Source organism: Rhizobium sp. RCC_161_2 (assembly GCF_041355235.1).
Classification (GTDB): Bacteria; Pseudomonadota; Alphaproteobacteria; order Rhizobiales; family Rhizobiaceae; genus Rhizobium.
In genome coordinates this window covers 622,523-645,818 of record NZ_JBFUPL010000001.1, presented here as the reverse complement: position 1 = coordinate 645,818, position 23,296 = coordinate 622,523, and the positions used below count along the sequence as shown (strand labels likewise).

Below are 23,296 nucleotides of genomic sequence, written 5' to 3'. Positions count from 1 at the left end.
TGAACAAGGCGATGCTCACCCCACTCCCCTCGATCGATCGGACGCAGCAAGTAATCGACGCGCTATCCGATTTCATCGAGTCGTCGGAACTGCAGGCAGGCCAGCGGCTGCCGACCGAACGTGAGTTGATGGCAGCCCTCTCGGTGGGGCGTTCGACGATCCGGGAGGTGCTCACGCATTTCCAGGCTCTGGGCGTGATGGAAACCCGCAAAGGCAGCGGCACCTATCTGCTGAAGCCGGTTTCCAAATCGACCATCCATATGCCCTTGTCGCTCGACACCACGCATCTGCGTGACGTGCTGCTGCAGACCCTTGAGGTTCGCCGTGGCATCGAATGCGAGGCGGGAATGGTCGCCGCCCGAAAGCGCACGACCGCGGATATCGCCATCATCGAGGAGAAGCTCAACGAGATGGAGCGCGTCCATATCGCCAAGGGCACCTCCGGTCCGGAGGATCTTGCGTTTCATCTGGCCGTCTACGACGCGACACACAATCCGCTGTTCAAGCAGCTCCTCGAGCAGATGCGCGGGACCTTCGAGCGCTTCTGGACGCACCCTTTCGACCGGCAGGACTTTGCCCGCCGGTCCTTCCCCTTTCACCGCACCCTGTTCAACGCGATCGTCGTCCAGGATCCAGAGGCGGCACGCGCCGAAACACTAAAGATTCTCGACGTCGTCGAGGAAGACATCAAGGAAATGTCCAAATGATTGACGGGCTAGAGCCGTTCGAACTCGCTTCTCTGATCACGGCCCATGACGACGGCAATTTTGCCGAGGCCGTGGTGCCGCCGATTTTCCAGACATCGCTTTTCACCTTTTCCAGCTATGATGAAATGATCTCCTGCTATCGCGGCGAGAAGATACGTCCGATCTATACGCGCGGCCTCAACCCGACCGTGCGAATGTTCGAGGAAATGCTGGCCAAGCTCGAAGGCGGCGAGGACGCACTCGGCTTTGCAAGCGGCATGGCCGCGATTTCGTCTGCGGTCTTGAGCTTCGTCGAACCCGGCGACCGGATCGTCGCCGTCAAGCACATCTATCCCGACGCCTTCCGCCTCTTCGGCACCATCCTGAAGCGCATGAAGGTCGAGGTGACTTATGTCGACGGTCGTGACGAGGAAGCCGTCGCCAAGGCGCTTCCGGGCGCAAAGGTCTTCTATATGGAAAGCCCGACAAGCTGGGTGATGGAAGCTCATGATGTTGGCGCGCTCGCAGCACTCGCCAAGCGGCACGGCGTCGTCTCGATGATCGACAACAGCTGGGCCACGCCCTATTTCCAGCGGCCGCTGACGCTCGGCGTCGATCTCGTCATCCACTCCGCCTCCAAATATCTTGGCGGCCATAGCGATGTCGTCGCCGGCGTGGTTGCCGGTTCCAAGGAGATGATCGCGCGGCTGAAGGCCGAAGCCTATCCTTATCTCGGTGGCAAGCTGTCGCCTTTCGATGCCTGGCTTTTGATCCGTGGCCTTCGCACCCTGCCGATCCGCATGCAGGCCCATGAGACCGCGGCCACCACGATCGCACGCCGGCTGCAGGAACTCGCTACCGTCGAGCAGGTCTGCCATCCGGGCCTTGCCAACCGTCTTCCCGCAGGCCTCAACGGCACCTCGGGCCTCTTCTCCTTCATCTTCCGCGAGGGTGTAGATGTCAGAGCCTTCGCCGACAACCTCAAGCTTTTCAAACTGGGTGTGAGCTGGGGTGGGCACGAAAGCCTGATCGTACCAGGCGAAGTCGTGCTTCAGCAGAAGGCTCAACCGAATTCCGCGCATACCTTTGGTATCAACCCGAGGTCCGTACGTCTCCATGTCGGTCTCGAGGGAACCGAGGCGCTGTGGAGAGATATCGAGCAAGCGATCGCCGCTGCCTCGTAAAGCCTGCAACCTTAAGAGAAAAACCTAAAAAGGGGGAACTGAGCATGAAAAGACTGATAACAGCAGCACTCTTTACCGCAATGATGGCCGGCACGGCTTTTGCCGATACGACCCTCAAACTCGTCGAAGTCATTACCAGCCCCGAACGCACCGAGACGCTGAAATCGATCGTCGGAAAATTCGAGGCCGCCAATCCAGGCACGAAGGTCGATATCATCTCGCTGCCCTGGAACGAAGCCTTTCAGAAGTTTGCGACCATGGTCTCGGCGGGTGATACGCCTGACGTGATGGAAATGCCGGATACCTGGCTGTCGCTCTACGGCAATAACGGCATGCTCGAAAGCCTCGAGCCCTACCTCGCCAAGTGGGACAACACGAAAGAACTGACGCCCCGCGCCGTTGAGCTTGGCCGCGACGTGAAGAACACGGCCTATATGCTGCCCTACGGCTTCTATCTTCGCGCCATGTTCTACAACAAGAAACTCCTGAAGGAAGCCGGCGTCAGCGAACCACCGAAGACGATGGACGAGTTCGTCAAGGCATCCGAGGCGGTCGCCAAGCTGCCCGGAAAATACGGCTACTGCATGCGCGGCGGCCCGGGCGGGCTGAACGGCTGGATGATCTTCGCCGCCTCCATGGCCGGCGACAACAAGTATTTCACCGCCGATGGCACCTCCACGATGAACAGCGCCGGCTGGGCGAAGGGCATCGAATGGATGGTCGATCTCTACAAGAAGGGATTGGCGCCGAAGGATAGCGTCAACTGGGGTTTCAACGAAGTCGTCGCCGGCTTCTACTCCGGCACCTGCGCCTTCCTCGATCAGGATCCGGATGCCCTGATCGCGATTGCCGAGCGCATGAGTAAGGACGACTTCGGCGTCATGCCGCTCCCGAAGGGACCGGACGGCAAGTCCTTCCCGACCATCGGTTATGCCGGCTGGTCGATGTTTTCTACCAGTCAGAACAAAGATTTGTCCTGGAAACTGATAGCAACACTTGAAGGCAAGGAAGGCAACCTCGAATGGAACAAGAAGATCGGCGCCCTGCCGGCCTATACCTCGGCCGAGAAGGATCCCTTCTATGCGACTGATCAGTTCAAGGGCTGGTTCGAGGAACTGGCTGACAAGAACACGGTACCGACCGTCATGCCGACCTATCTCGAGGAATTCGCCTTCTTCAAGGATTCGCTCGCCATCAAGACATCGCAGCAGGCGCTGATCGGCGATATCTCGGCGAAGGATCTGGCCGATCAATGGGCCGACTACCTGACCAAGGCGCAGCAGAAGTTCCTTGCCAAGAAGTAAGACCATCCCCGGCGGCGGAGCAATCCGCCGCCGTTTTTTTGCACATGACACAGACGGCGCTCGAACGCCGCGAATGGGAACTGATTTATGACCATGACCGCCGACAGGCGTCGCGACCGCAGGCCGTGGCTGAAGCGTCTTGCCGATGCCGCAGAGCCTTATCTTTACAGCGCCCCTGCCCTCATCCTCATTATCGCCGTCATGCTGGTGCCGCTGACGATCGGCATTTCCTATGCGTTTCGCGATATCCAGCTGCTCAATCCGTTTTCCGGCGGCTTTATCGGCCTGGAGCATTTCCGCGATCTCTCGAAGGATGCCGCCTTTTATGGCGCGTTGAAGAATACGCTCTGGTGGACCGGCGCCTCGGTTCTCCTGCAATTCGTCTTCGGGCTGATCCTGGCTCTTTTGCTGGATAAGCCGTTTTTCGGCCGGGCGCTGGTGCAGGCTTTGGTGTTTCTGCCCTGGGCGGTTCCATCCTTCCTGGCCGGCCTCAACTGGGCCTGGCTGTTCAATCCGGTGATCGGGCCAATCCCCCATTGGCTCTTCGATCTCGGCTTAATGAGCGAGCCGCGCAACATTCTCTCCGATCCGCAATATGCGATGTGGGGACCGATCGTCGCCAATGTCTGGTGGGGCATACCCTTCTTTGCGATTACGCTGCTGGCCGCCCTTCAGGCGATCCCGCGTGATCTCTATGAGGCAGCCTCGATCGACGGCGCGGGCTGGTTCCAGCGCTTCGGCTCGATCACACTCCCCTTCCTCGCCCCGACGATCGCCATCACCGTGTTGCTTCGCACGGTCTGGGTCTCGAATTTTGCCGATCTGATCGTCGTCATGACCGGGGGCGGACCGGCCGATCGTACCCAGATCGTCGCGAGCTACATCTTCACCCAGGCCTTCAAGCGACTGGACTTCGGCTATGCCTCGGCCATCGCGCTGGTGCTGCTTGTGCTGCTGCTTGCCTATTCCATGCTGATCATCCTGCTGCGGCAGACCCTGCTGAACAAGGATTGAGCCATGAGACGATCCATCCTCCCCACCATCGCGCATCGCCTGGCTATCCTCTGCTACGTGGTTTTCGCGCTCTTCCCGCTCTTCTGGCTGCTGAAGGTCTCGCTGACCCCGAACGACCTGCTCTATACCGAAGGGGTGCGCATGTGGCCGTCGCGTACGACATGGGAGCACTATGCTTTCGTGCTGCAACACAGCGACTTCCCGACATTCTTCAAGAACAGCCTGATTGTCTCCGGATCGACTGCGATTGCGGTGACCATATGCGCATCGCTCTCCGGCTACGCGCTCTCGCGCTTCAATTTCCGCGCCAAATACTGGATCGTGGCCCTTATGCTGCTGACGCAGATGTTCCCGCTGGTCATGCTGGTGGCGCCGATCTTCAAGATCCTGACGCCGTTGCATCTGACCAACAGCCTGACCGGGCTCGTCATCGTCTACACGGCCTTCAACGTGCCCTTCGCCACCTTCCTGATGCAGTCCTTCTTTGACGGCATTCCGAAGGATCTGGAAGAGGCAGCAATGATCGACGGCGCGACGCAGTTCACCGCGTTCCGGCAGATCATCCTGCCGCTGACGCTGCCCGGTATTGCCGCGACGCTCGGTTTCGTCTTCACGGCCGCCTGGAGCGAGCTGCTCTTCGCCCTGATGCTCATCAACGGCAATCAGGCCGCGACCTTTCCGGTCGGGCTCCTCACCTTCGTTTCGAAATTCTCCGTGGATTTCGGGCAGATGATGGCTGCGGGCGTCATGGCGCTCATTCCGGCCTGCCTTTTCTTCCTGCTCATCCAGCGTTATCTCGTGCAGGGCCTGACGGCCGGCGCGGTCAAGGGTTAGTCAAATGGCATCGATCGATATTCAGAACGTTAGAAAAGCCTATGGCCATGTGCAGGTGCTGCACGACATCGATCTCCAGATCAAGGACGGCGAATTCGTCGTTCTCGTCGGGCCGTCGGGTTGCGGCAAGTCCACGCTGCTCCGGATGATCGCCGGTCTCGAGGAGATCAGTGGCGGCGAGGTTCGCATCGCCGGCAAGCGCGTCAACGAGCTGCATCCGAAGGACCGCGACATTGCCATGGTCTTCCAGTCCTACGCGCTCTATCCGCACATGAATGTCGCCGGCAATATGAGCTACAGCCTCAAGCTTCGGAAAGTTGCAAAGGACAAGATAGCGAGCATCGTCGCAGCTGCCGCATCGAAGCTTGGCCTCGATCCATTGCTTGAACGTCGCCCGAAAGCGCTTTCGGGCGGTCAGCGCCAGCGCGTTGCCATGGGCCGCGCCATCGTGCGCCAGCCGAAGGCCTTCCTCTTCGATGAGCCGCTTTCGAACCTCGACGCACGTCTGCGCGAACAGATGCGCGCCGAAATCAAGAAATTGCATGGCGACCTGAAAGCGACCTCGATCTACGTGACGCACGATCAGATCGAGGCAATGACGCTGGCGGACCGGATCGTCGCCATGCATGGCGGGGTGGTGCAGCAGGTCGGCAGTCCGCTCGAACTTTACGACCGCCCCGCCAATCTTTTCGTCGCCGGCTTCATCGGCTCGCCGGGGATGAATTTCCTCGACGCGACCTATGAAACCGACGGCATGAAGCTGAAGGACGAAACCATTGTCCCCCTGCCGGCACCGCTAAACCTGCCGGTCGGCGCCAAGGCAACCGTCGGAATTCGGCCCGAGCATGTGGTTCTGTCAACGGATGGTACCGATCTCAGCGCCGATGTGGAGCTGATCGAACCGACCGGCTTCGGCATCATCCTTCACCTGTCGCTCCACGGCTTGCCGTTCAAGGTGTTCACGCTCAATCGCGAGGCGCTGAGCGCAGGCCCGCAAGTGAACGTATCGTTCCCGGCGCAGCATCTGCATGTGTTCGACGAGGAGGGAGAAAGGGCGATGTAAGTCGCAGAAGCTTCATCCAAATGCGACACAATGCGCTCCTCATAAGAGTCCTGGGAGGATGTCATGCCGCTTAACAATTACGCCGTGCTCAAAGGCAGGCCCATCAACAACCGGCTGGCAACAGGCTCGAGTCCGCATTATCAGGTACTCGTATCGGAAAATGGGACGTTGTATCGCATTGCGATCAATGTGCGCTCACAGGACGGCAGCGAAATCGAGTTTCTGGTGCGGTCGAATTTCGAACATCCGATCACGGCACAACTGGCCGAGCTGGCGGTGGGATTACACCCAACGCCCAGTCAGCCCGGAGGAGTCGCGCTCGATTTCATCCGTGGCAACCTTATGCAGCCCTGGGAACTGAAGCCGCTTCCAATTTCGGCAGTAGGCCCGGACAACGATCTCAACGAAAAGATCGATGCCTACATTCAACGCGCCATGTCGGACGAAGAGGCGATGATCTACGCCTTTGGCGAGACCTGGGGGCCGGAGAACGACAAGGCGGATCAATATTTCGGCTTCAAGCCCGGCCGCGGCATTCACGACATCCATTTCAATCAGGGCAATCCGCCCGGCAGGTTTGCCTCCCAAAACGGCCCCTGGCAGGATGGCGGCCTGATACTGGAATTTCCGCGCGAGCAGCAATGGGTCGCGATCTTCATGAAATTCCAGACGCAGGCATGGCATTCGGACGACAAGGATGGCTCCGTCATCATCCCGCAGGATCAGGAACATCCGAAGCTGCCGCATGCGCCGGTCGATCGCGACGCCATCCCGAGTTTCGATGTGCCCGACGGGCTCGTCCGCATTATCGCCGCCTATGTCAACGACGTGAAGACGCCTGAACGCGAAACCGTCACGCTGCTGAATACCGCCGATGTGCCCGTCGACCTCACCGGCTGGCAAATCAAGGACAAGCAGAAGAACACAATGCCGCTCAGCGGCTCGATCGCTGCCGGCGCTACCCAGCTTATCGAGATCAAGGCTCCCGTTACGCTGTCCAACAAGGGCGGGATCATCACCTTGCTGAACGAACAGGGCATCAAGGTCCATGGCGTGTCCTACACCAAGGATCAAGCAAGACAGCCGGGGCGCACCATTCCGTTCCAGGCGTGAAGCGCCGCCTCAGCCATCATCCGGAAAAAGGTTCGGTTGGCCCCTTTGCGGGCTTGGTGAACCAGCGCGGTCCGTCCGCCGTCATGTAGATATGGTCCTCCAGCCGGATGCCGAACTTTTCCGGAAAGACGATCATCGGCTCGTTGGAGAAAACCATGCCGGCGGCAAGTGGTGTTGCATTGCCGCGAACGATATAGGGCTCCTCGTGGATTTCGAGACCGAGCCCATGCCCGGCGCGGTGCGGCAATCCCGGCAGATGATAGTCCGGGCCGAGAGAATGCTTCGCAAGCACCGCGCGGGCCGCGTCATCAAGGCTTGAGCATGCAGCTCCTAATTTGGCCGCGTCGAAGACGGCCTGTTGTGCCTCGCGCTCGATCGCCCAAGCGTGCTCGAATTCCTTGTGGCCGCTCTCCAGGGTGTAGGTTCGGGTAATATCCGAATGGTAGCCGTCGAGCCGGCAGCCGGTGTCGACCAGAATGACGTCGTCCTCGGCAAGGGTCTGGTCGCCATCCGCCCCATGCGGAAGCGAGGTCGCCGCGCCGAAGGAGACGATGCAGAAGGTCGAGCCGCCATCGGCGCCGGCGTCACGATGCCGCCGGTCGATGAAATCCACAACCGCGGATGCTTTGATCCCGGGTTTCAGAAGCGCATGCGCCTGCTTGTGAACATCAAGCGTCAGGTCCATCGCATATTGAATGAGGGCGATTTCCGCCGGCGATTTGATCCGGCGTAGATCGCGGGTCAGCCGCCCGCCATCCGTCAGCCTCTCGACGCCAATTTCAGCGGCCAGCGCGTGGTAGAAGAAAAGTGGCAGATCATCGTCAAGAGCGAGTTTGCCGGAACCGCCGACAAGACTGGAGATCAGGGCGACGCTGCTTTCTTCCTCCTGCCAGACCAGGATGTCTCCGGGTAGATGCGGGAGCGTTTCGACGCGACTGCGCTCAAAGCCCGGAACGATGTAGTAAAGTTCGGTCGGGGTCACGAGTGCGCCGAGAAACCGTTCGCTCAGATGCCAGACCAGCCCCGTGAAATAGCGCAGGCTCTCGGTTGGTCCAAGCAACATGCCTGCCAAGCCTTTGGCCTCGATTACCTGGCGAAGCTTCGAGAGGCGAAGCTGTCTCTCGTCCTGAGTTATGCGAGGCACGGGATGCTGCCAGGACATGCGGTTTTCCAATCCATTCGATCGAGAGGTGGTGATGAGAGGGTTTTCGTCAGAAGCTTTCAGGACAAAGAGAGCGCCACCGGCCGATCTATATCACGGGCAATATAGTCCTGAATCTGCCGGACGATCTGGACGGCTTGCTTGCCCGATCCACGCACACGCATAGTTTCCACATCGCTCCGCATTCCGATACCTTTCGCCACCTGCATCTTCGTACGTCGTTCTGGCTGACTTCGGCAAGACCGTCCGGCCTTGCGGAGGCTTCTCTAGCCTGCTTTCAGAGTTTTGTAGACAGTTTGCATGCGACGGCATCGGCTTGCAATGAAGATCGAACAATAACGACAGAATTGAAGGTGACCGCTGCCTGCCCACACAGAGGCCCCCCAGTCCGCGTGATACGAACAAAGCCGGCAATCGCAATTCAGCGATCACCGGCTCTGCTTTTGCCATCACGTCGTTCAGTTCGCGGATGTCGTCGTGACTGGGGATTGCTCCAAGGCATCGCGCACCTGGTCGATCTTCCCGACAGCCGAGCCAACGCCCAGGATATCCTTGGCTTCCGCCAGTGTCTTGTCGGTTACGACACCCGTCTTCGACCCCTGAGCCAGAGCCGAACGAAGCGCATCATCACTAAGCGCTGGGTCCGTCGGCACAGCATTGGTTCCGTTCTTGAGTTCGAATTCGGCATAATCCATGACATAGGCCCTGATGGCCGCCATCTTCGGATCCTTCGAATTCATATAGGCATGATAATTCCGCTTCAGGGAATTGAGGCTGCCAAGCTCCGCCGCCGTCTTTGCTTTGGTAGCGGTCGTCTTTTCGAGTTTCCTGCTTGCAGCCGCGGACTTTGAGGAATGCCCAGTGTGTCTCAGATTCCCGACGCTTGCATCGGTGTCAGCGCTGTCATCCGATTGCGTGGCGCTAGATTTTTCATGGCTGGAATTACTGCTGCCGTGACTCCCGCCATTTCCATTGCCACCGCCGTTGCCTCCTCCATTGCCGTTGCCGCCCTTGGCATAGGCCGTGTTTGCAAAGCCGAGAGTACCGGCGGCAATTGGAGCAACGGTCAATGCCAGGGCAACAGCAGTCGTTCCAAAGACTGAACTGAATTTCATCTGCGTATTCCTCTCATTCCAGACTACGCTCTGCCTACGCTGTACAATCGCGGCGCGGGACGAGCATTCATGCTGCTCGCCATAATATTGCTGGAAATGGAAGTTTCCACGGGGGTCGGACCAATGCCTCGGGGGATCAGACCTTAGCCTGATTGCCGATGGCCGAAGGTCCCATGGGTTGCGGATAGCTCGGGATTGGGTCAATCCTGGGATTTGCCAATGGAATGAACAAACCGCCATTCGATGTGTTGTTCGGCGACGACAGTCATGCCGGCATTCGGATGATGATCGCTGAAAGTAGCCAGACATGCAGACAAATCTCAAATCCCTGTTGTCGCCGGTTCGCTTGGTCGCCGGCTGGAACTCCCAATCCCTGGCACGGCAATTCCTACTGATCGGAGGCCTCGTCGCCGCCTGCGCGATGCTTGTCGTCGGCGCCGTCGTCACCAGCCTCATCGAGGATGCCGTCACGCGCAACTCTGCCGCCAGCACCGCTCTTTATGTCGACAGCGTCATCGCGCCGCTTCTGCCGGACATGCAGACAACCAAGATGCTGGACGATACGGTGACGCGTGCACTGGATGAAACGCTCGGCGAAGGGGCGCTTGGCAGTCGCCTGATGTCCTTTCGTCTCTGGCGCAGCGACGGCACAGTGCTCTACTCCAACGACAAGAACCTGATGGGAAAGCAGTTCCCGCTGAGCGATGATCTGAAGACGGCCTTTTCCGGCACGATGATGGCGCAGTTCAATCAGCTTGACGGCGTCGAAAGCGTTGCTGAGCGTGACAGCGGCAAGCCGCTCCTGGAGATCTATAATCCGGTTCTCCAACCCTGGTCGGGCAAGGTCGTCGCGGTCTCGGAATTTCACGAAGTTGCCTATGATTTCCAGCGCAGCTTGAACCAGGCGCGCTTCCGAAGCTGGCTGGCCGTCGGTGTGTTCACCCTCGCCTTCTTCCTTATCCTGTCGATGATCGTGCTTCGCGGAAGCCGGACGATCGAAAGCCAGCGGCGCGCGCTCAAGGTGCGCATCGGCGAATTGTCGGCCCTCCTGCAGCAGAACGAGATCCTGCGCACCCGCGTTCAAAGGGCTTCGCAACGCGCCGCCGCCCTCAACGAAAGCTACCTCAGGCGCATTGGCGCCGATCTGCATGACGGTCCCGCGCAACTCGTCGCCTATGCATCGCTGCGATTGGACAGCGAGGCATTGGCAAACCCGGCTGCTCCGGCGCGAGAGCGGGAACTATCGCTCGCCGCAATCAAATCGAGCCTCGACGACGCCATGACGGAGATCAGAAGCATCTGCAGCGGGCTCGTCCTGCCGCAGATAGAGGCGGCGACCCTACCGGAATTGTTGCAACGCGTGGTGCGCGCCCACGAGCAGCGAACAGGAACCCGGGTCGGACTGTCCTTTTCCGACACGGTGCAGAACCTGTCGACCTCCGCCAAGATCTGCATTTACCGCTTCGTTCAGGAGGCGCTGAACAATGGCTATCGTCACAGCGATGGCGCGGTCCAGTGGGTTGACCAGGGGGCCGATGGCAAACACGTCACGATTGCGGTATCAGATGATGGGCCAGGTTTCGATCCGGCACGTATTCCTGAAAGCAGCCTCGGCTTGGCGGGCCTCAGGGAAAGAGTAGAAAGTGTTGGCGGCACGTTCGAGCTCAGTTCCTCCAAGGATGGGACGATCGTTCGGATGTCGCTCAGCATGATGGAAATGGAACAGACATGACGACAGCCATAAGCCTAGCGGTCATCGACGATCATCCGCTCTTTCGCGAAGGCGTCGTTCGCAGCCTCGTCGAGATCGGCGGCTTTTCGATCGTGGGCGAAGGCAGCACGAAGGACGATGCTGTCCGCATAGCTGAGGAGGCACGTCCGGATATTTTGTTGATGGACATTTCCATGCCCGGCGGGGGGCTGGAAGCGATCCCAGTGATACTCGAGCATGTGCCAGACCAGAAAATCGTGATGCTGACGGTCTCCGAAGCAAGTGACGATGTAACGACGGCGCTGAGAAGCGGTGCGAAGGGGTATGTGCTCAAGGGTGTCGGATCGAGAACGCTGGCCGAGATTCTCCGCACCGTGGCTTCAGGTGAAACTTATGTTGCGCCGACCCTTTCCGCCCGCCTGATCTCCGGCCAAGGCGCTGCGCCGGCGAAGGCGGATCTTATCCGCGAACTGACGGACCGGGAAAGCGAAGTGCTTCAGCTTGTCGCAACCGGCTTGAGCAACAAGCAGATCGGGCTCAAGCTCGATCTCCACGAGAAGACGGTGAAGCATCATATGACCCAGATCTTCACGAAGCTGGGCGTTGCAAACCGTACGGAAGCGGCAATGGCGTTTCGCGACGCGCAGGAAAGAAACGGTTAGTGCTGGAAGGATTTCAGCCGCTTCTGATCAGCGGCCGTCGCGCCGCGGTTGATGATGGTGCGCCCTTTTGAATCCTTCATGACATAGCGCCCGTTCTGGATGGCTTCGCTCATGCCATCGGTATGCTCAACCTCCATCGACGCATCGTCTGAACTGGTTGTGGCATCGGTGTTGTCCGGACTTTGCTTGGCGCTTTTTCCACTGGAGCTTTTCCCGTTCCCGTTCCCATTCCCATTCCCATTCCCTCCCCCGTTCCCGTTATTGCCGCCGCCGTTGCCGTTCCCACCGCCGTTGCCGCCGCCATTGCCATTCCCGCCTTTTGCGTCGGCGGTTTGCGCAACAAGCCCGATCGATAACCCGTGAAGCTCCACGCGATAGGGCGTTGCGGCAAGCACCAGCGTGAACAGGGTGCAGAGAAAAACGGTGATCGATTTTTCGCGTAAAGACATGGGCTTTTCACGCTCTCGGATGCATGGACAAAACGGCCGGAAGAGAATCGCCGGCCATTGCGCGTGAGACACTGTCTCCGCAACGACATCAAATCGTTTCTGCGACGCAAGTCGTCAATGTCTGCCTGGGCTAAAACACCAATCTCGGGCCTTTTGCAATCCCCATTAGGACCTTAGTCCAATCCGCCATCAGACCAAGGCCCTAAATCCAGCTCGACTGAAGCCCCGACGGCGAAGACCAAGATTGAAAGAGCGTTTGCTGACCGGTTACTACTGCCAGCAGGGTAGCGGATGGATCAAATAAGGGGAAATGCAGATGAACGCCCTTCTTCACGCTCCGTCATTGGCGGAAACGGAGCGCCTTGTCCTTGATACAGTGGGAAATCCACCTGCTTTTGGCGTGGGACGAAAGGTGTCATGAATAGACGCTGGAAGACATATCTCGATCACGTCAAGCCACCAGGCGCCGTTGTGGACTTCTCAGGCGCCGCCTTCGCCCTTCAAGTTGCCTTCAATCTCCGGCTCGCTTTGAAGCTTGTCGAACCGACACCTGAATGCCTTCATCTTGCCGAGCGCGTTATCACCTCGGCCGAAATATATAGCCGGGCAAGGGAAGACGGTTTAGCGCTGCCATTTACAGACGCGGAGAAGGCGCTGGCAGAGGCCGTAACGCTTCTCGCCGTCGAATTGGAGCGCTGTCCCCCGGCGTCGCATGGCGCCCGCATAGCTTTGTCCAGAAGACATCCGCAACGGCCTCAGCCGGCGTCGGTCGAGGAAAGCCGCTATAAAGGCGCATCTCTGTAGCGGGATAGCGTGGCGAGCCGCATGCCTACAGAAGCATCGATGCGCCACGGTCAAGATAGGTATCCAGGAACTGCTCGAGGCGCGGATTTCTCGGCTTTTTGAAAACCTCTTTCGGCTCGCCGGTAAACAGCACCTTGCCGTGATCGAGAAAGATGATCTGCTGGCCCACGGTCGCGGCAAAGCCGATCTCGTGCGAGACGACCACCATGGTCATGCCCTCGGCCGCCAGATCACGCATGACGTTCAGCACTTCGCCCGTCAGTTCCGGGTCGAGCGACGAGGTTGGCTCGTCGAACAGCATGATCTTCGGTTTCAGCGCCAGCGCACGCGCAATCGCAACACGTTGCTGCTGTCCGCCGGAAAGCTGCGAGGGATAGTGCCCTGCCCGCGCTTCCAGCCCGACCTTGACGAGCTGTGCCATGGCCACGTCCTCGGCAACCTTGCGGCTCATTTTGTGAACCGTCTTCAACGCCTCGCTGACATTGCCCAGCGCCGTCATATGCGGCCAGAGATTGAACTGCTGGAAGACCATGCCGATCTGCGCGCGGATCGACCGGTTGGTGGCGGCCGAAATGCGCTCGCGCACGCCTTGAGCGTTTTCGGTGAAGCCGAGCACCTCGCCATTGATCGCAATCGTGCCGCGGGTCGCCTCCTCAAGAAAGGCCATGCAGCGCAGAAGCGTGCTTTTGCCGGAACCGGACGGGCCGATCAGGCACGAGACCTGGCCTTGGGCGATCTCGACATCGATGCCGTGCAGGACGGTGCTGTCCCCGAACTTCTTGACGAGATTGCTGACTGCGATTGCGGGGACGCTCATGCGTTGAAAAACCTGAATCTGGAGAGTTTCGTTTCGGCGAGATTACCAAGCCAACCGGTGAGTTCGACGAGCACCCAGTAGAAGAGCGCGAGCATGGAGAGCGCCTCGACGAAGGCATATTGCTGCGATCCGATGGCGCTGAGCGTCGCCGTCAGTTCCGGCACGGTAATAATCGACAGCACCGCCGTTTCCTTCATCAGGATGATCGCCATGTTGAGCGATGGCGGCAGCACCAGCATGGTCATTTCGGGCAGCAGGATGCGCCGGACAATCTGGCCTTGGGTGAGACCGACGCATTCGCCGGCCTCGATATGGCCCCTGGGCACCGCCTGAAAGCCGGAGCGGAAGATTTCGCTGAAATAGGCGGCGCCATAGATCGAGATACCAATCAAACCGGCCGGCAGCGGATCGAGCGACAGGCCGACAAAGGGACCGCCGTAGTAAACCAGGAATATCTGAATCAGGAAGGGCGTACCGCGCAGGATCGCGACGACGAAGCCGAGCGCCTTGTCGAGCAGCACTCCGCCATATTGCCGTCCCACAGCCACCAGAAACCCGATGATGGCAGCGGCGATCGTGCCGACAATCCAGATCATGATCGTGACACCGGCACCGCTGACGATTGCCGGCCATTGATCGAGGAGGACATTGATGTCGAAGCTCATCGCGGCACTCCTGGAAGACGGCGCTCGATCAGGCCACCGGCCAGCGCGACGATCCAGTTGATCGCCAGATAGATGAGACCGGCGGACGCGAAAAGCTGCAGCGGCAGGAAGGTACTGCCGGCCAAGTCCTGCGCCATGCGCGTCAATTCGACGATGCCGACGACTGAAACCAATGACGACGCCTTGAGAATGAGGATCGCTTCATTGACGAGCGCCGGAAAGGTAAGCCGCAGGGCGATCGGAACCTTGATGCGCCGGAAGATCTGGCTGGGCGAGAGGCCGACCATCTCGGCGGATTCGACCAAGCCGACGGGAACGCTGGCGAAGCCGCCGCGCAGGTTCTCTGCCTGATAGGCCGCCGTGCATAGCGACAGGCCGATAATGGCCGCCACGATGCTCGGTACATTGATGCCGATGACCGGCAGCAGATTGTAGATCAGCAGCAGTTGCACGAGCAGCGGCACGCCACGGAAAAAGCTGATGAAAATCTGGGCAGGCAGCATAAGGTGGCGCCGCTGCGACAGGAGCATTCCCGACAAAAGGATCGCGATCGCAAAGCCGATCAGGATCGACACGACGCTGATCGTCACCGTGTAGATTGACGCCTGCAGCAACAATTCGAAGAGTTTGAAGGACATATGTTCGGATGTCGTCCACTTGACAGTCGCGGATCATGCCCCGGCAGACCCCGAGGCATGATCGATTGCTGACGGGCCTATCAGAATGCCGGGTCTTTGATCGAATCCGGCGTGTCGAAGCTCGCACCGAACCACTTCTTCTGCAGAGCGGCCATGCGTCCATCAGCCTTGATCTTCAGGAGAGCGGCGTCGACCGCGTCCATCAACGGCGCATGATCGACATCCTTCAGGCCGATGAAGCCGAAATAGGACTTCTTGCCGAAGGGCGGCAACACGACCTCGAAGGTGCCTTCGCGCTGCTTGGCGACGAAAGCGATGTTCGGCAGCGAGTTGGCAACGCCGGCAATGCGGCCGGCTGCAAGATCGGCGTAGGATTCCGTAAAGGCCGGATATTCGCGGATCTCCGCCTTTGTCGGCAGCGTATCGGAGAATTCCTTGAGCTGGTCGAGCTGCGACGTTGCCTTGCCGACGCCGATTTTCTTGCCGGCAATATCTTCCGGTTTTGTGATCGTCGTGTCGCCAGCCTTCTTCAGAATAGCGATGGTGGCTTCGGCGATCGGCGGCGTGAAGCGATAGCGCTCCATGCGCTTCTTGGTGATGGTCGCAGGACCCGCGACGATGTCAAACTTACCGGCCTCGAGAGCGGGGAAAACGCCGTCCCAGGGAAGCGCCACCCACTCGATCTTCACGCCGAGTTCCTTACCGATCTCGGCGAAGAGGTCGACGTTCAAACCGGCATGTTCGCCGGCATCGATAAAGTCGAATGGCGCGAACGCCGTTTCGGTCCCCACCTTCAGGGTGCCGGCCGCCTTGACGGCTGCGAGCGTGTCGGCCGCATGCGCGGAAAGCGTCGCTCCGAACAGGAACGCGGCGCCCACCAGCCCCTTGAGCAATGAATTTTTCTTCATGGTCTTCTCTCCAGTTTTTTGCCCTTCCAGCGGAAGAGTTCAAGTTCCCCAGCGTATTCCCGCCGAACGGGCTTCTGTGACCCGCTTTTGTCTATACAAATAGATATAGGCAGGCCTACACTGTCAATGTAAAACTCAGAGAACGCAAAAATTGTGCCGGACGGCTAGGTTGGAGACGGCGGATGCTGGCTTCCGGATTTGAGCACGTCGCTGGATCGAGGTTAAGTGTTGGTCTCAATTCATCAGAGAATCTACCGGGATATCGAGACGAGGATCATGAGCGGCGACTGGCAACCCGGCCAGCGCATCCCCGTCGAGCACGAACTGGCTGCGGAATATCGATGCTCGCGGATGACGGTCAACAAGGCTCTGTCGGCCCTGGCCGAGCGCGGCATGATCGTGCGTCGGCGCAAGGCCGGCTCCTTCGTCGCCGCGCAGCAGATCGACCGCACGGTGATGGATATCCAGGATATCAGCACCGAAGCGGAGCTTGCCGGGTATGAACACGACTATCGGATGTTGATGCGCAGAGTTGAGAGGCTGGATGCCTCCGACGCCGTGCTATTGCGCGAGCCGGCGGGGGCGGAAATCCTGCGACTCCAATGCCTGCATCTGGTCGACGGCAAGCCAAATGCCATCGAACGGCGGATCATCATGCTCGATGCGGTGCCGCTTGCGAGAGACGAGACCTTTGCCTCCGTGCCGCCGGCCAAGTGGCTGCTGGAGCAGGTTCCCTGGTCGAAGGCCAGGCATATTATTCGCGCGGTTTCGGCTGATGCGGCGACAGCGCGACTGCTTGAGACCGAACGCGGCGAGGCCTGTCTCACACTCATCCGCCAGACATGGCAAAATGGCGGTACCGTTACCTATGTCGAGATCACACATCCCGGCGACCGCTTTCAATTCGCCGGCGACTTTCAGCCCGCCGAGAAGGAGGCGTCTGACCACATGGTCCGGAGAAGCGCGACGTGACCGACAAACGCCCCTTCAAGACCATCCCGCTCAAGGGGCTTCAGGCCTTCGAAGCCGTGGGACGCTGTGGCAGCGTCACGGCCGCGGCCCTGGAATTGAAGGTCTCCCCCGGCGCGATCAGCCAGCAGGTCCGCAAGATCGAAAGCTTCCTCGGCGTCACGCTTTTGGAACGCAACGGCCGCACTGCCGAACTGACCCTATGGGGCAGGCTCTACCATCAGGAGATATCGAAGGGCTTCGAACAATTCGCCATCGCCGAACAGAAGCTGGAGCGGGCACGCAACGAGAATGCGCTGGTGCTCAGCGCGCTGTCTTCCGTGGTCAATAAATGGATCGGCCGGCGGATTTTCGATTGGCAGGCTCTCCATCCGGACGCGCATGTCAGGATCCTCGGTCGCGACAAGGAGCCCCGCATGGGCTTCGACGAAATCGACTTCCGCATCAGCTACGGGTGGTCGGACGTGCTTCAACACGAACATTATGCCGAACTGTTCCGCGATTGGGTCGTCCCCGCCTGCTCCCCGGCACTGACACTGGGTCAGGAGCCGTCGATTTCAGAGCTTCTCTCGCACCCGTTGCTGCACGTCGAATGGGAGCGGCATTTTACGCCCTACCCCAGCTGGTCGGAATTCGCCGCGAAAGTGGGCGTATCGCTCAAGGAAACGGCACCTGGACTGTCTTTCACCTTGTCGAGCAGTGCAATCGATGCCGCCGTCAACAAGCGGGGCGTCGTTCTCGCGCAGATGTCGATGATCGCCGATGAACTGGAAGCCCAGACCCTCGTCATTCCTGTCGATATCAGGATCCCGCTGCGCGAAAGCTATTTCCTTGCCTGGGATCGATCTGCTCTTCAGAAGCCCTATGGTGCTGCGTTTCGCGACTGGGTCGTTGCCGTTTCCCGCCAGCAGGCGCGGATCTCCGCGCCATCGTGACGTTTTAGAAAAACTAAAACGGAAGACAGCTTCAACGATATTGATGAAAAAACATGCGTGGCGATAATTTGCGCAGACATCAACGATCGAGATTGGAAGCATTTCATGGCACGCACCGACAAGATGAAGCTCGGCACTTTTGTCTATACGTTCGGTTTCCACCCGGCGTCCTGGCTTCATCCGGAGAGCGATGTCAACGGCGCCAATGACTTCCGCCATCTTCTTGATGTTGCGGAACGATCGGAAGCGGCGAAATTCGATTTCATGTTCATGGCGGATTCGCCGGCCGCGGCCGTCGGCGATCCCGATGCCCTTGCGCGTATTCCAACGAAGATGAACCGCTTCGAGCCGCTTTCTCTACTCTCGGCCCTGTCGGTCACCACCCAAAATCTCGGCCTCGTCGCCACCGTCTCGACGAGCTACTATGAGCCCTACAACGTCGCCCGCCTCTTCGCTTCGATCGATCACCTGAGCGGCGGCCGCGCATGCTGGAACGTCGTGACCTCCGATCATGACGAGACAGGCTATAACTTCAATCGGGAAGGACTGGACCCGCATGCCCTGCGCTATGAACGCGGCAATGAATTCGTCGACGTCGTCTTCGGCCTCTGGGACAGTTTCGAGGACGGTGCCCTGCTGCTCGACCGCGAAAGCGGCATCTATTACGACAAGACAAAGCATCACACACTGAACCACAAGGGCAAGCATTTCCAGGTGCGCGGCCCGCTCAACATCGCCCGCTCGCCGCAGGGCCGTCCAATCATCGCACAGGCCGGCGGGTCGGAGCCCGGCATGGACATGGCGGCCCGCACCGCCGAGATCGTCTTCAGCCTCGCCTCCAACATCGACCGCAACCGCGCCTTCTATGACAATGTGAAGAAGCGCATGCCGGCCTATGGGCGCGATCCGGACGACCTGAAAATCATGCCTGGCGTCGTCATCAATGTCGGCGAGACCGAGGCCGAGGCGCAAGCGAAGGTCAACTATCTGATCGACAAGATGCACCCGGACGTCGGCCGGTTGATGCTGTCTGAGTTCCTCGAGGCGGATCTGCGCGGCGTGCCGCTGGACCAGCCCTTTCCAATGGACCGGTTGCCGGACGCGCCCAAGGGCTCCCGAGCGCTCTTCGATGAACTCGTCGACTTCGTCAAGAGCGGCCATACGGTCGGGGAGCTCATCCGCCATTATGCCGAGAAGCACACAGGCAACGGCATTACCGGCACGCCGACGCAGATCGCCGACTTCATGGAAGAATGGTTCGAGACGCGTGCCGCAGACGGTTTCATCCTGATGTTCCCGACCTTGCCGGCCAGCCTTGACGACTTCGTGACGCTCGTCCTGCCGGAACTGCGCCGGCGCGGGCTTTTCCGCGAAGAATACGAGGGCTCGACCCTTCGCGAAAATCTCGGGCTCTCGATGCCCGTCAACCGATTTGCGAAAGCCTAGCCTGCATCACCGCAGCCGTTCGCCCAGCAGACCGATCGAGGCAACATCGGCATTGGCGAAAGCAAGGCGCAGATAGCGCTCCTGCCCCTCGCCGAAATAGCTTCCTGGGATCGAGATGATGCCCACCTGTTTTGCCAGCCTTTCGGCGACCGTCGTGGACGACTGGTCGGCGAAGGGATGGCGGATGAAGGCAAAATAGGCGCCGATCGCAGCGATGTCCCAGCCAGGCAACTCCGACATGGTGCCCTTCAGCGCATCCGCGCGGCGCGCGATCTCCAGCCGGTTGCCGGCTCGCCAATCGGCGAGGATGGGCAGCGCCGCAGCCACGGCATGCTGCGCGGAACGCGGCGCGCAGATCTGCATATTGTCCATGACCTTGGTGATCTCGGCAAGCAGCTTTGGCCCTGCCGTTACCGCTCCGAGCCTATGGCCCGGAATACAGAAGGACTTGGAGAAGCTGTAGAGCAGGACGAGTGTGTCTTCCCATCCCGGTTCGGACAGAAGCGCATGCGGCGGTCCGTAGCCCTCGGCAAGGAAGTCGCGATAGGTTTCGTCGATGATCAGCCATGCGCCGTATTTCCGGCAGAGCAGGAAAAGCTCGCGCAGCAGCGCCGGCGGATAGACGGCCCCGGTCGGATTATTGGGCGTGACGACCGCCAGCACCCGTGCGCCGGCGGCAAGCGCCTGCTCAGCGGAGGCGATATCCGGGAGAAAGCCGTTCGTCGCATCACACTGCACCAGCGCGCGCTTGATGCCGAGCATCGCTAGGGTCGTCTCGTGATTGAAATAGAAGGGATTGGTCAGCGCCACGGTATCGCCAGCCCCGGCGAGCGCGATCGCCACCGACATGAACGCCTGATTGCAGCCAGAGGTGATGTGAATATTTTCCGCCTGGATCGGCGCGCGGTAAACCTCGCTCACATGCAGGGCGTAGGCGTCCCGCAGCACTGCTTCTCCCTCGATCGGCCCGTATCCGGTCATCGCCTGCGACGAGGCGGCTTCGCCGAGAAGCCGCAGCATCTCAGGATGCGCAGGATATCCGGGCACGGCCTGCGACAGGTCGATCAATGGCCCCCTGCCCCCGGAATATTCACGGCTCCAGGCAATGACGGATGGGATGGGCGGCGGGGAGAGACGGGCAATGAGCGAATTGGCTTCGGCGGCGGGCATATCGATTATCCTTTTGAAACCGATTGCTACACCGATATCGATCGCCTTCTCAACCGCTTTGTCGGAAGATGCGAGCAGAATAGGCAGCGGAATTTCTCCCGTTGCGCTGTTGCTGCTTTGCCTGGGACGAAACGAGCGGTCCTGGCCGTTCAGGCTGCATATGATTCTATGACTCTCAGGCGCCACCGGGCGAAGGCCTGAATAGCGCGAATGCCCTACGGAAAAATTTGTAATCAATTGTGGCAGAAGGGCTCCCTGCAAACTTTGTTCGCAATAGTCCCCACCTGCAGAAACATTCGGAAATATAGAGACGCACTGCATTCATCTTGCCTCACTAGATTAGCTCCAGTGAATTGAATCAGACTAAAGGCACTGATCATGAGGCAACTGCGTATCGTCGCGACTGTATTGATGACCGCTATCGGCGGCATGAGCACCACTGTTCTTGCCGCGGAGCCCGTAACCGCACCCACCGACCAAAGCGTTCCCGGCCCTGAAATGGCACATTCCATGCCGGAACCGGTGGCGCCGAAAGGGTTGCCGTGCCCCGGTCCCTGCGGTGTCCCCCGAATGGATGAGCTTATAACGGCGTTCGGGAAAGGCATGCCCTTCCCGCCGCCGCACGGAATGCCCGGTGATTTTCACCGACCGGAACCGGCGCTCGAGCTTGCAACCAAGCTATCGGCACTTGAAACGCTGATCGGCATCCATTCCGCCCAACTTGACGCCTGGAGGGATTACACAAGTGCTCTGACCGATTTCTTCGCTCCGCCGAAGCATGAGCCGATGGGGCCGCCGCCTGTCGATGGCGCAAAGCCGGCAAATGCCGACAATGACGCCGGGAAGCCGCACGGACTGTTCGGCGAAGAGGCCGCTGATCGCGCGCTGGACCGCGCGGCCAAGGCACGTGTCCTGAAGGACAAGGCGACGGCGCTGCACAATGTTCTGACCCCGGACCAGTTCGCCAAGCTCGAGGACGCCGAACGATCACTGGAACCTGGCCCCATGGGTCCAGGCCCAATGGGCGCTGGCCCCCACGAATTTCACTAGGACCTAACCGCTCTAGACGAAGTCATTCGATCTCCACCTCCACCCGCCAAGGATTGCCCCCAGCCGGACGCGGTTTATCAAATCCTTGTCAGGTGGAAGGAGCGGCCTCCGCAACAGGCCGACAGGTCCGAGGACGCCCCGCCCGGCGTCCTCGGACCAATTCGCATGATGCTATTTCTCGCCGGAGAGTCGATCGGCGAGATCGATATCTCCAAACCCGCAGTGCCCGACACCGCCCTCTATACCTGCGCAACCAGATGATGACATGCTGAAGTCCCCGAACCAGATATCCATACGAACCGAACTGGAGCAAGCGTGCGAAACCGCGCTGCGTGCCACGCCGGCAAGCCCCTCGCGACACAAACGGTACCGACGTCCTGGCATGGTCCTGGCCGCATCGGTCCTGCTCGTCGGTGCCGGCGTATTCCTGTTTCGCGACGATATCGTCCCAGAGCAGGCCTCATCCGCCATCACCGCAATGGTTACCCGCGGCAATGTCGAGGAAGCGGTACTGGCTTCGGGTACGTTCAAGCCGATCAAGCTCGTCGCTGTCGGCGCACAGGTCTCCGGCCGCATTACCGCGCTGGATGTCAAGCTCGGCGACGAAGTCCAGAAGGACACGCTGATTGCCGAGATCGACTCCACGACGCAAAGCAACGATCTGAGAACAGCACAGGCTTCGCTTGCCAACGTCAAGGCACAGCGCCAGGAAAGCGAAGCCGATCTCGAGAATGCCCAACTGACTCTGACGCGGCAGCGGACCATCTTCCGCAGTCAGGCCGGCTCCAAGGCCGACCTCGATACGGCGGAAGCCAATGTCAAGAAGATCACCGCCCAGATCGCGGCCCTCGACGCGCAGATCATCGCGGCGGAGGTTGCGGTGGAGACGGCACGGGCCAATCTTTCCTATACCCGCATCACCGCGCCGATGGACGGGACCGTGCTTGCGATCGTCAATCAGCAAGGCCAGACCGTCAACGCGGCCCAATCGGCACCGACGATCGTCATTCTCGGTGAGCTCGACACGATGGTCGTCCGCACTGAGATTTCGGAAGCCGATATCGTCAAGGTCAAGGTGGGCCAGCCGGTCTATTTCACCATCCTCGGCGATCCCGCCACCCGCTACGATGCCGTGCTGCAATCGATCGAGCCGGCGCCTGAATCGATCACCAGCGACAGCAGCGTCACATCTTCCAGCTCCACCACGTCCTCCAGCAGCAGTAGCAGTTCGACGTCCTCCTCCTCGTCGTCCGCGATCTACTACAACGGCGTCTTCGCCGTGCCGAACCAGGAAAACCATTTCCGCACCTACATGTCGGCCGAAGTCCATATCGTGCTCGGCGCAGCCAAAAATGCGCTGACCATTCCCTCCTCGGCACTCGGCGTGAAAACGGCCGACGGCTCCTATGGCGTGCAAGTGATCGGCACCGACGGCAAGCAGGTGGGGAGAACGGTCGTCATCGGGCTCAACAACAACGTCACCGCCGAGGTTCTGTCCGGCCTGTCGGAAGGCGAACGTGTCGTGATCGGCGAGGCAAGCGCGACGGTGACGAAGACCAGCATGGGCGGCGGCCCGCCGCCGATGGGGTTCTGAGCC

The 23,296-nt window shown here is 59.8% G+C and carries 23 protein-coding genes; 15 read left to right on the top strand and 8 right to left on the bottom strand.

The features are described 5' to 3' along the window. Window positions 1-11: 11 nt before the first annotated feature. The 7 genes from AB6803_RS02845 to AB6803_RS02815 all read left to right on the top strand — a co-directional run bounded on the left by AB6803_RS02845 (window position 12) and on the right by AB6803_RS02815 (window position 7,198). Entirely contained in the window at window positions 12-707 is a 696-nt protein-coding gene (locus AB6803_RS02845; protein WP_371107436.1) for a FadR/GntR family transcriptional regulator, read from the top strand. Continuing rightward, complete coding sequence (locus AB6803_RS02840) at window positions 704-1,870, top strand: PLP-dependent transferase (RefSeq protein WP_371107435.1); 1,167 nt, start codon at window positions 704-706, stop codon at window positions 1,868-1,870. Before AB6803_RS02845 ends, AB6803_RS02840 begins: the two co-directional genes overlap by 4 nt. 44 nt (window positions 1,871-1,914) lie before the next feature. After that, complete coding sequence (locus AB6803_RS02835) at window positions 1,915-3,174, top strand: sugar ABC transporter substrate-binding protein (RefSeq protein WP_371107434.1); 1,260 nt, start codon at window positions 1,915-1,917, stop codon at window positions 3,172-3,174. 87 nt (window positions 3,175-3,261) lie between these two features. After that, window positions 3,262-4,188, top strand: a complete 927-nt coding sequence (locus AB6803_RS02830; RefSeq protein ID WP_007698013.1) for a carbohydrate ABC transporter permease — start codon at window positions 3,262-3,264, stop codon at window positions 4,186-4,188. A 3-nt stretch (window positions 4,189-4,191) separates the two neighbouring features. Beyond that, on the top strand, window positions 4,192-5,022 hold the full coding sequence (locus AB6803_RS02825) for a carbohydrate ABC transporter permease (protein ID WP_174164812.1): 831 nt from the start codon (window positions 4,192-4,194) through the stop codon (window positions 5,020-5,022). A gap of 4 nt (window positions 5,023-5,026) precedes the next feature. Then, window positions 5,027-6,085: an ABC transporter ATP-binding protein gene (locus AB6803_RS02820; RefSeq protein ID WP_371107433.1), complete on the top strand. Its 1,059-nt coding sequence runs from the start codon at window positions 5,027-5,029 to the stop codon at window positions 6,083-6,085. Between the two features lie 63 nt (window positions 6,086-6,148). Beyond that, complete coding sequence (locus AB6803_RS02815) at window positions 6,149-7,198, top strand: DUF2278 family protein (RefSeq protein ID WP_371107432.1); 1,050 nt, start codon at window positions 6,149-6,151, stop codon at window positions 7,196-7,198. A gap of 16 nt (window positions 7,199-7,214) precedes the next feature. On the opposite strand, the gene AB6803_RS02810 is transcribed toward AB6803_RS02815, so the two are convergent. Next, window positions 7,215-8,360: a M24 family metallopeptidase gene (locus AB6803_RS02810; RefSeq protein ID WP_371107431.1), complete on the bottom strand. Its 1,146-nt coding sequence runs from the start codon at window positions 8,358-8,360 to the stop codon at window positions 7,215-7,217. 458 nt (window positions 8,361-8,818) lie between these two features. Then, window positions 8,819-9,475: a hypothetical protein gene (locus tag AB6803_RS02805; protein ID WP_371107430.1), complete on the bottom strand. Its 657-nt coding sequence runs from the start codon at window positions 9,473-9,475 to the stop codon at window positions 8,819-8,821. Window positions 9,476-9,782: 307 nt separating this feature from the next. Between AB6803_RS02805 and AB6803_RS02800 the strand changes: the two genes are divergently transcribed. Both AB6803_RS02800 and AB6803_RS02795 read left to right on the top strand, forming a co-directional pair. Next, window positions 9,783-11,207, top strand: coding sequence for a sensor histidine kinase (locus AB6803_RS02800; RefSeq protein WP_371107429.1), 1,425 nt, complete (start codon window positions 9,783-9,785; stop codon window positions 11,205-11,207). Then, a complete protein-coding gene (locus AB6803_RS02795) occupies window positions 11,204-11,848 on the top strand; it encodes a LuxR C-terminal-related transcriptional regulator (RefSeq protein ID WP_371107428.1) in 645 nt (214 codons plus the stop codon). The genes AB6803_RS02800 and AB6803_RS02795 overlap by 4 nt, the downstream gene beginning before the upstream one ends. Here AB6803_RS02795 and AB6803_RS02790 read toward each other — a convergent pair. Then, entirely contained in the window at window positions 11,845-12,297 is a 453-nt protein-coding gene (locus tag AB6803_RS02790; protein ID WP_371107427.1) for a hypothetical protein, read from the bottom strand. The genes AB6803_RS02795 and AB6803_RS02790 overlap by 4 nt on opposite strands. A gap of 417 nt (window positions 12,298-12,714) precedes the next feature. On the opposite strand from AB6803_RS02790, the gene AB6803_RS02785 reads away from it, so the two are divergent. Continuing rightward, on the top strand, window positions 12,715-13,101 hold the full coding sequence (locus AB6803_RS02785; protein ID WP_371107426.1) for a hypothetical protein: 387 nt from the start codon (window positions 12,715-12,717) through the stop codon (window positions 13,099-13,101). 25 nt (window positions 13,102-13,126) lie between these two features. On the opposite strand, the gene AB6803_RS02780 is transcribed toward AB6803_RS02785, so the two are convergent. The 4 genes from AB6803_RS02780 to AB6803_RS02765 form a co-directional block, all read right to left on the bottom strand. Next, window positions 13,127-13,918 carry an amino acid ABC transporter ATP-binding protein gene (locus AB6803_RS02780; RefSeq protein ID WP_371107425.1) on the bottom strand — a complete coding sequence of 264 codons (792 nt, stop codon included), beginning with the start codon at window positions 13,916-13,918 and terminating at the stop codon, window positions 13,127-13,129. After that, the gene (locus AB6803_RS02775; protein WP_371107424.1) at window positions 13,915-14,583 is read right to left on the bottom strand and encodes an amino acid ABC transporter permease; all 669 of its coding nucleotides are present in this window, start codon (window positions 14,581-14,583) and stop codon (window positions 13,915-13,917) included. Before AB6803_RS02775 ends, AB6803_RS02780 begins: the two co-directional genes overlap by 4 nt. Further along, window positions 14,580-15,221, bottom strand: a complete 642-nt coding sequence (locus AB6803_RS02770; RefSeq protein WP_153364325.1) for an amino acid ABC transporter permease — start codon at window positions 15,219-15,221, stop codon at window positions 14,580-14,582. Before AB6803_RS02770 ends, AB6803_RS02775 begins: the two co-directional genes overlap by 4 nt. An 80-nt stretch (window positions 15,222-15,301) precedes the next feature. Then, complete coding sequence (locus AB6803_RS02765; protein ID WP_371107423.1) at window positions 15,302-16,129, bottom strand: transporter substrate-binding domain-containing protein; 828 nt, start codon at window positions 16,127-16,129, stop codon at window positions 15,302-15,304. Window positions 16,130-16,357: 228 nt separating this feature from the next. Between AB6803_RS02765 and AB6803_RS02760 the strand changes: the two genes are divergently transcribed. The 3 genes from AB6803_RS02760 (at window position 16,358) to AB6803_RS02750 (ending at window position 19,479) form a co-directional block, all read left to right on the top strand. After that, window positions 16,358-17,101 carry a UTRA domain-containing protein gene (locus AB6803_RS02760; protein WP_371107700.1) on the top strand — a complete coding sequence of 248 codons (744 nt, stop codon included), beginning with the start codon at window positions 16,358-16,360 and terminating at the stop codon, window positions 17,099-17,101. Next, window positions 17,098-18,033: a LysR substrate-binding domain-containing protein gene (locus AB6803_RS02755; RefSeq protein WP_371107422.1), complete on the top strand. Its 936-nt coding sequence runs from the start codon at window positions 17,098-17,100 to the stop codon at window positions 18,031-18,033. Before AB6803_RS02760 ends, AB6803_RS02755 begins: the two co-directional genes overlap by 4 nt. A gap of 105 nt (window positions 18,034-18,138) precedes the next feature. Beyond that, window positions 18,139-19,479: an LLM class flavin-dependent oxidoreductase gene (locus AB6803_RS02750; protein WP_371107421.1), complete on the top strand. Its 1,341-nt coding sequence runs from the start codon at window positions 18,139-18,141 to the stop codon at window positions 19,477-19,479. Between the two features lie 6 nt (window positions 19,480-19,485). Here AB6803_RS02750 and AB6803_RS02745 read toward each other — a convergent pair whose 3' ends face one another. Further along, on the bottom strand, window positions 19,486-20,649 hold the full coding sequence (locus tag AB6803_RS02745) for an aminotransferase (RefSeq protein WP_371107420.1): 1,164 nt from the start codon (window positions 20,647-20,649) through the stop codon (window positions 19,486-19,488). 378 nt (window positions 20,650-21,027) lie between these two features. Between AB6803_RS02745 and AB6803_RS02740 the strand changes: the two genes are divergently transcribed. Both AB6803_RS02740 and AB6803_RS02735 read left to right on the top strand, forming a co-directional pair. Further along, complete coding sequence (locus AB6803_RS02740) at window positions 21,028-21,699, top strand: hypothetical protein (RefSeq protein WP_371107419.1); 672 nt, start codon at window positions 21,028-21,030, stop codon at window positions 21,697-21,699. Window positions 21,700-22,081: 382 nt separating this feature from the next. Then, window positions 22,082-23,293 carry an efflux RND transporter periplasmic adaptor subunit gene (locus AB6803_RS02735; protein ID WP_371107418.1) on the top strand — a complete coding sequence of 404 codons (1,212 nt, stop codon included), beginning with the start codon at window positions 22,082-22,084 and terminating at the stop codon, window positions 23,291-23,293. Window positions 23,294-23,296: the final 3 nt, after the last annotated feature.

Coding starts and splice junctions, on each gene's coding strand:
- AB6803_RS02845 (WP_371107436.1), top strand. CDS start 12: ATGCTCACCCCACTCCCCTCGATCGATCGGACGCAGCAAGTAATCGAC.
- AB6803_RS02840 (WP_371107435.1), top strand. CDS start 704: ATGATTGACGGGCTAGAGCCGTTCGAACTCGCTTCTCTGATCACGGCC.
- AB6803_RS02835 (WP_371107434.1), top strand. CDS start 1,915: ATGAAAAGACTGATAACAGCAGCACTCTTTACCGCAATGATGGCCGGC.
- AB6803_RS02830 (WP_007698013.1), top strand. CDS start 3,262: ATGACCATGACCGCCGACAGGCGTCGCGACCGCAGGCCGTGGCTGAAG.
- AB6803_RS02825 (WP_174164812.1), top strand. CDS start 4,192: ATGAGACGATCCATCCTCCCCACCATCGCGCATCGCCTGGCTATCCTC.
- AB6803_RS02820 (WP_371107433.1), top strand. CDS start 5,027: ATGGCATCGATCGATATTCAGAACGTTAGAAAAGCCTATGGCCATGTG.
- AB6803_RS02815 (WP_371107432.1), top strand. CDS start 6,149: ATGCCGCTTAACAATTACGCCGTGCTCAAAGGCAGGCCCATCAACAAC.
- AB6803_RS02810 (WP_371107431.1), bottom strand. CDS start 8,360: ATGTCCTGGCAGCATCCCGTGCCTCGCATAACTCAGGACGAGAGACAG.
- AB6803_RS02805 (WP_371107430.1), bottom strand. CDS start 9,475: ATGAAATTCAGTTCAGTCTTTGGAACGACTGCTGTTGCCCTGGCATTG.
- AB6803_RS02800 (WP_371107429.1), top strand. CDS start 9,783: ATGCAGACAAATCTCAAATCCCTGTTGTCGCCGGTTCGCTTGGTCGCC.
- AB6803_RS02795 (WP_371107428.1), top strand. CDS start 11,204: ATGACGACAGCCATAAGCCTAGCGGTCATCGACGATCATCCGCTCTTT.
- AB6803_RS02790 (WP_371107427.1), bottom strand. CDS start 12,297: ATGTCTTTACGCGAAAAATCGATCACCGTTTTTCTCTGCACCCTGTTC.
- AB6803_RS02785 (WP_371107426.1), top strand. CDS start 12,715: ATGAATAGACGCTGGAAGACATATCTCGATCACGTCAAGCCACCAGGC.
- AB6803_RS02780 (WP_371107425.1), bottom strand. CDS start 13,918: ATGAGCGTCCCCGCAATCGCAGTCAGCAATCTCGTCAAGAAGTTCGGG.
- AB6803_RS02775 (WP_371107424.1), bottom strand. CDS start 14,583: ATGAGCTTCGACATCAATGTCCTCCTCGATCAATGGCCGGCAATCGTC.
- AB6803_RS02770 (WP_153364325.1), bottom strand. CDS start 15,221: ATGTCCTTCAAACTCTTCGAATTGTTGCTGCAGGCGTCAATCTACACG.
- AB6803_RS02765 (WP_371107423.1), bottom strand. CDS start 16,129: ATGAAGAAAAATTCATTGCTCAAGGGGCTGGTGGGCGCCGCGTTCCTG.
- AB6803_RS02750 (WP_371107421.1), top strand. CDS start 18,139: ATGGCACGCACCGACAAGATGAAGCTCGGCACTTTTGTCTATACGTTC.
- AB6803_RS02745 (WP_371107420.1), bottom strand. CDS start 20,649: ATGCCCGCCGCCGAAGCCAATTCGCTCATTGCCCGTCTCTCCCCGCCG.
- AB6803_RS02740 (WP_371107419.1), top strand. CDS start 21,028: ATGAGGCAACTGCGTATCGTCGCGACTGTATTGATGACCGCTATCGGC.
- AB6803_RS02735 (WP_371107418.1), top strand. CDS start 22,082: ATGGTCCTGGCCGCATCGGTCCTGCTCGTCGGTGCCGGCGTATTCCTG.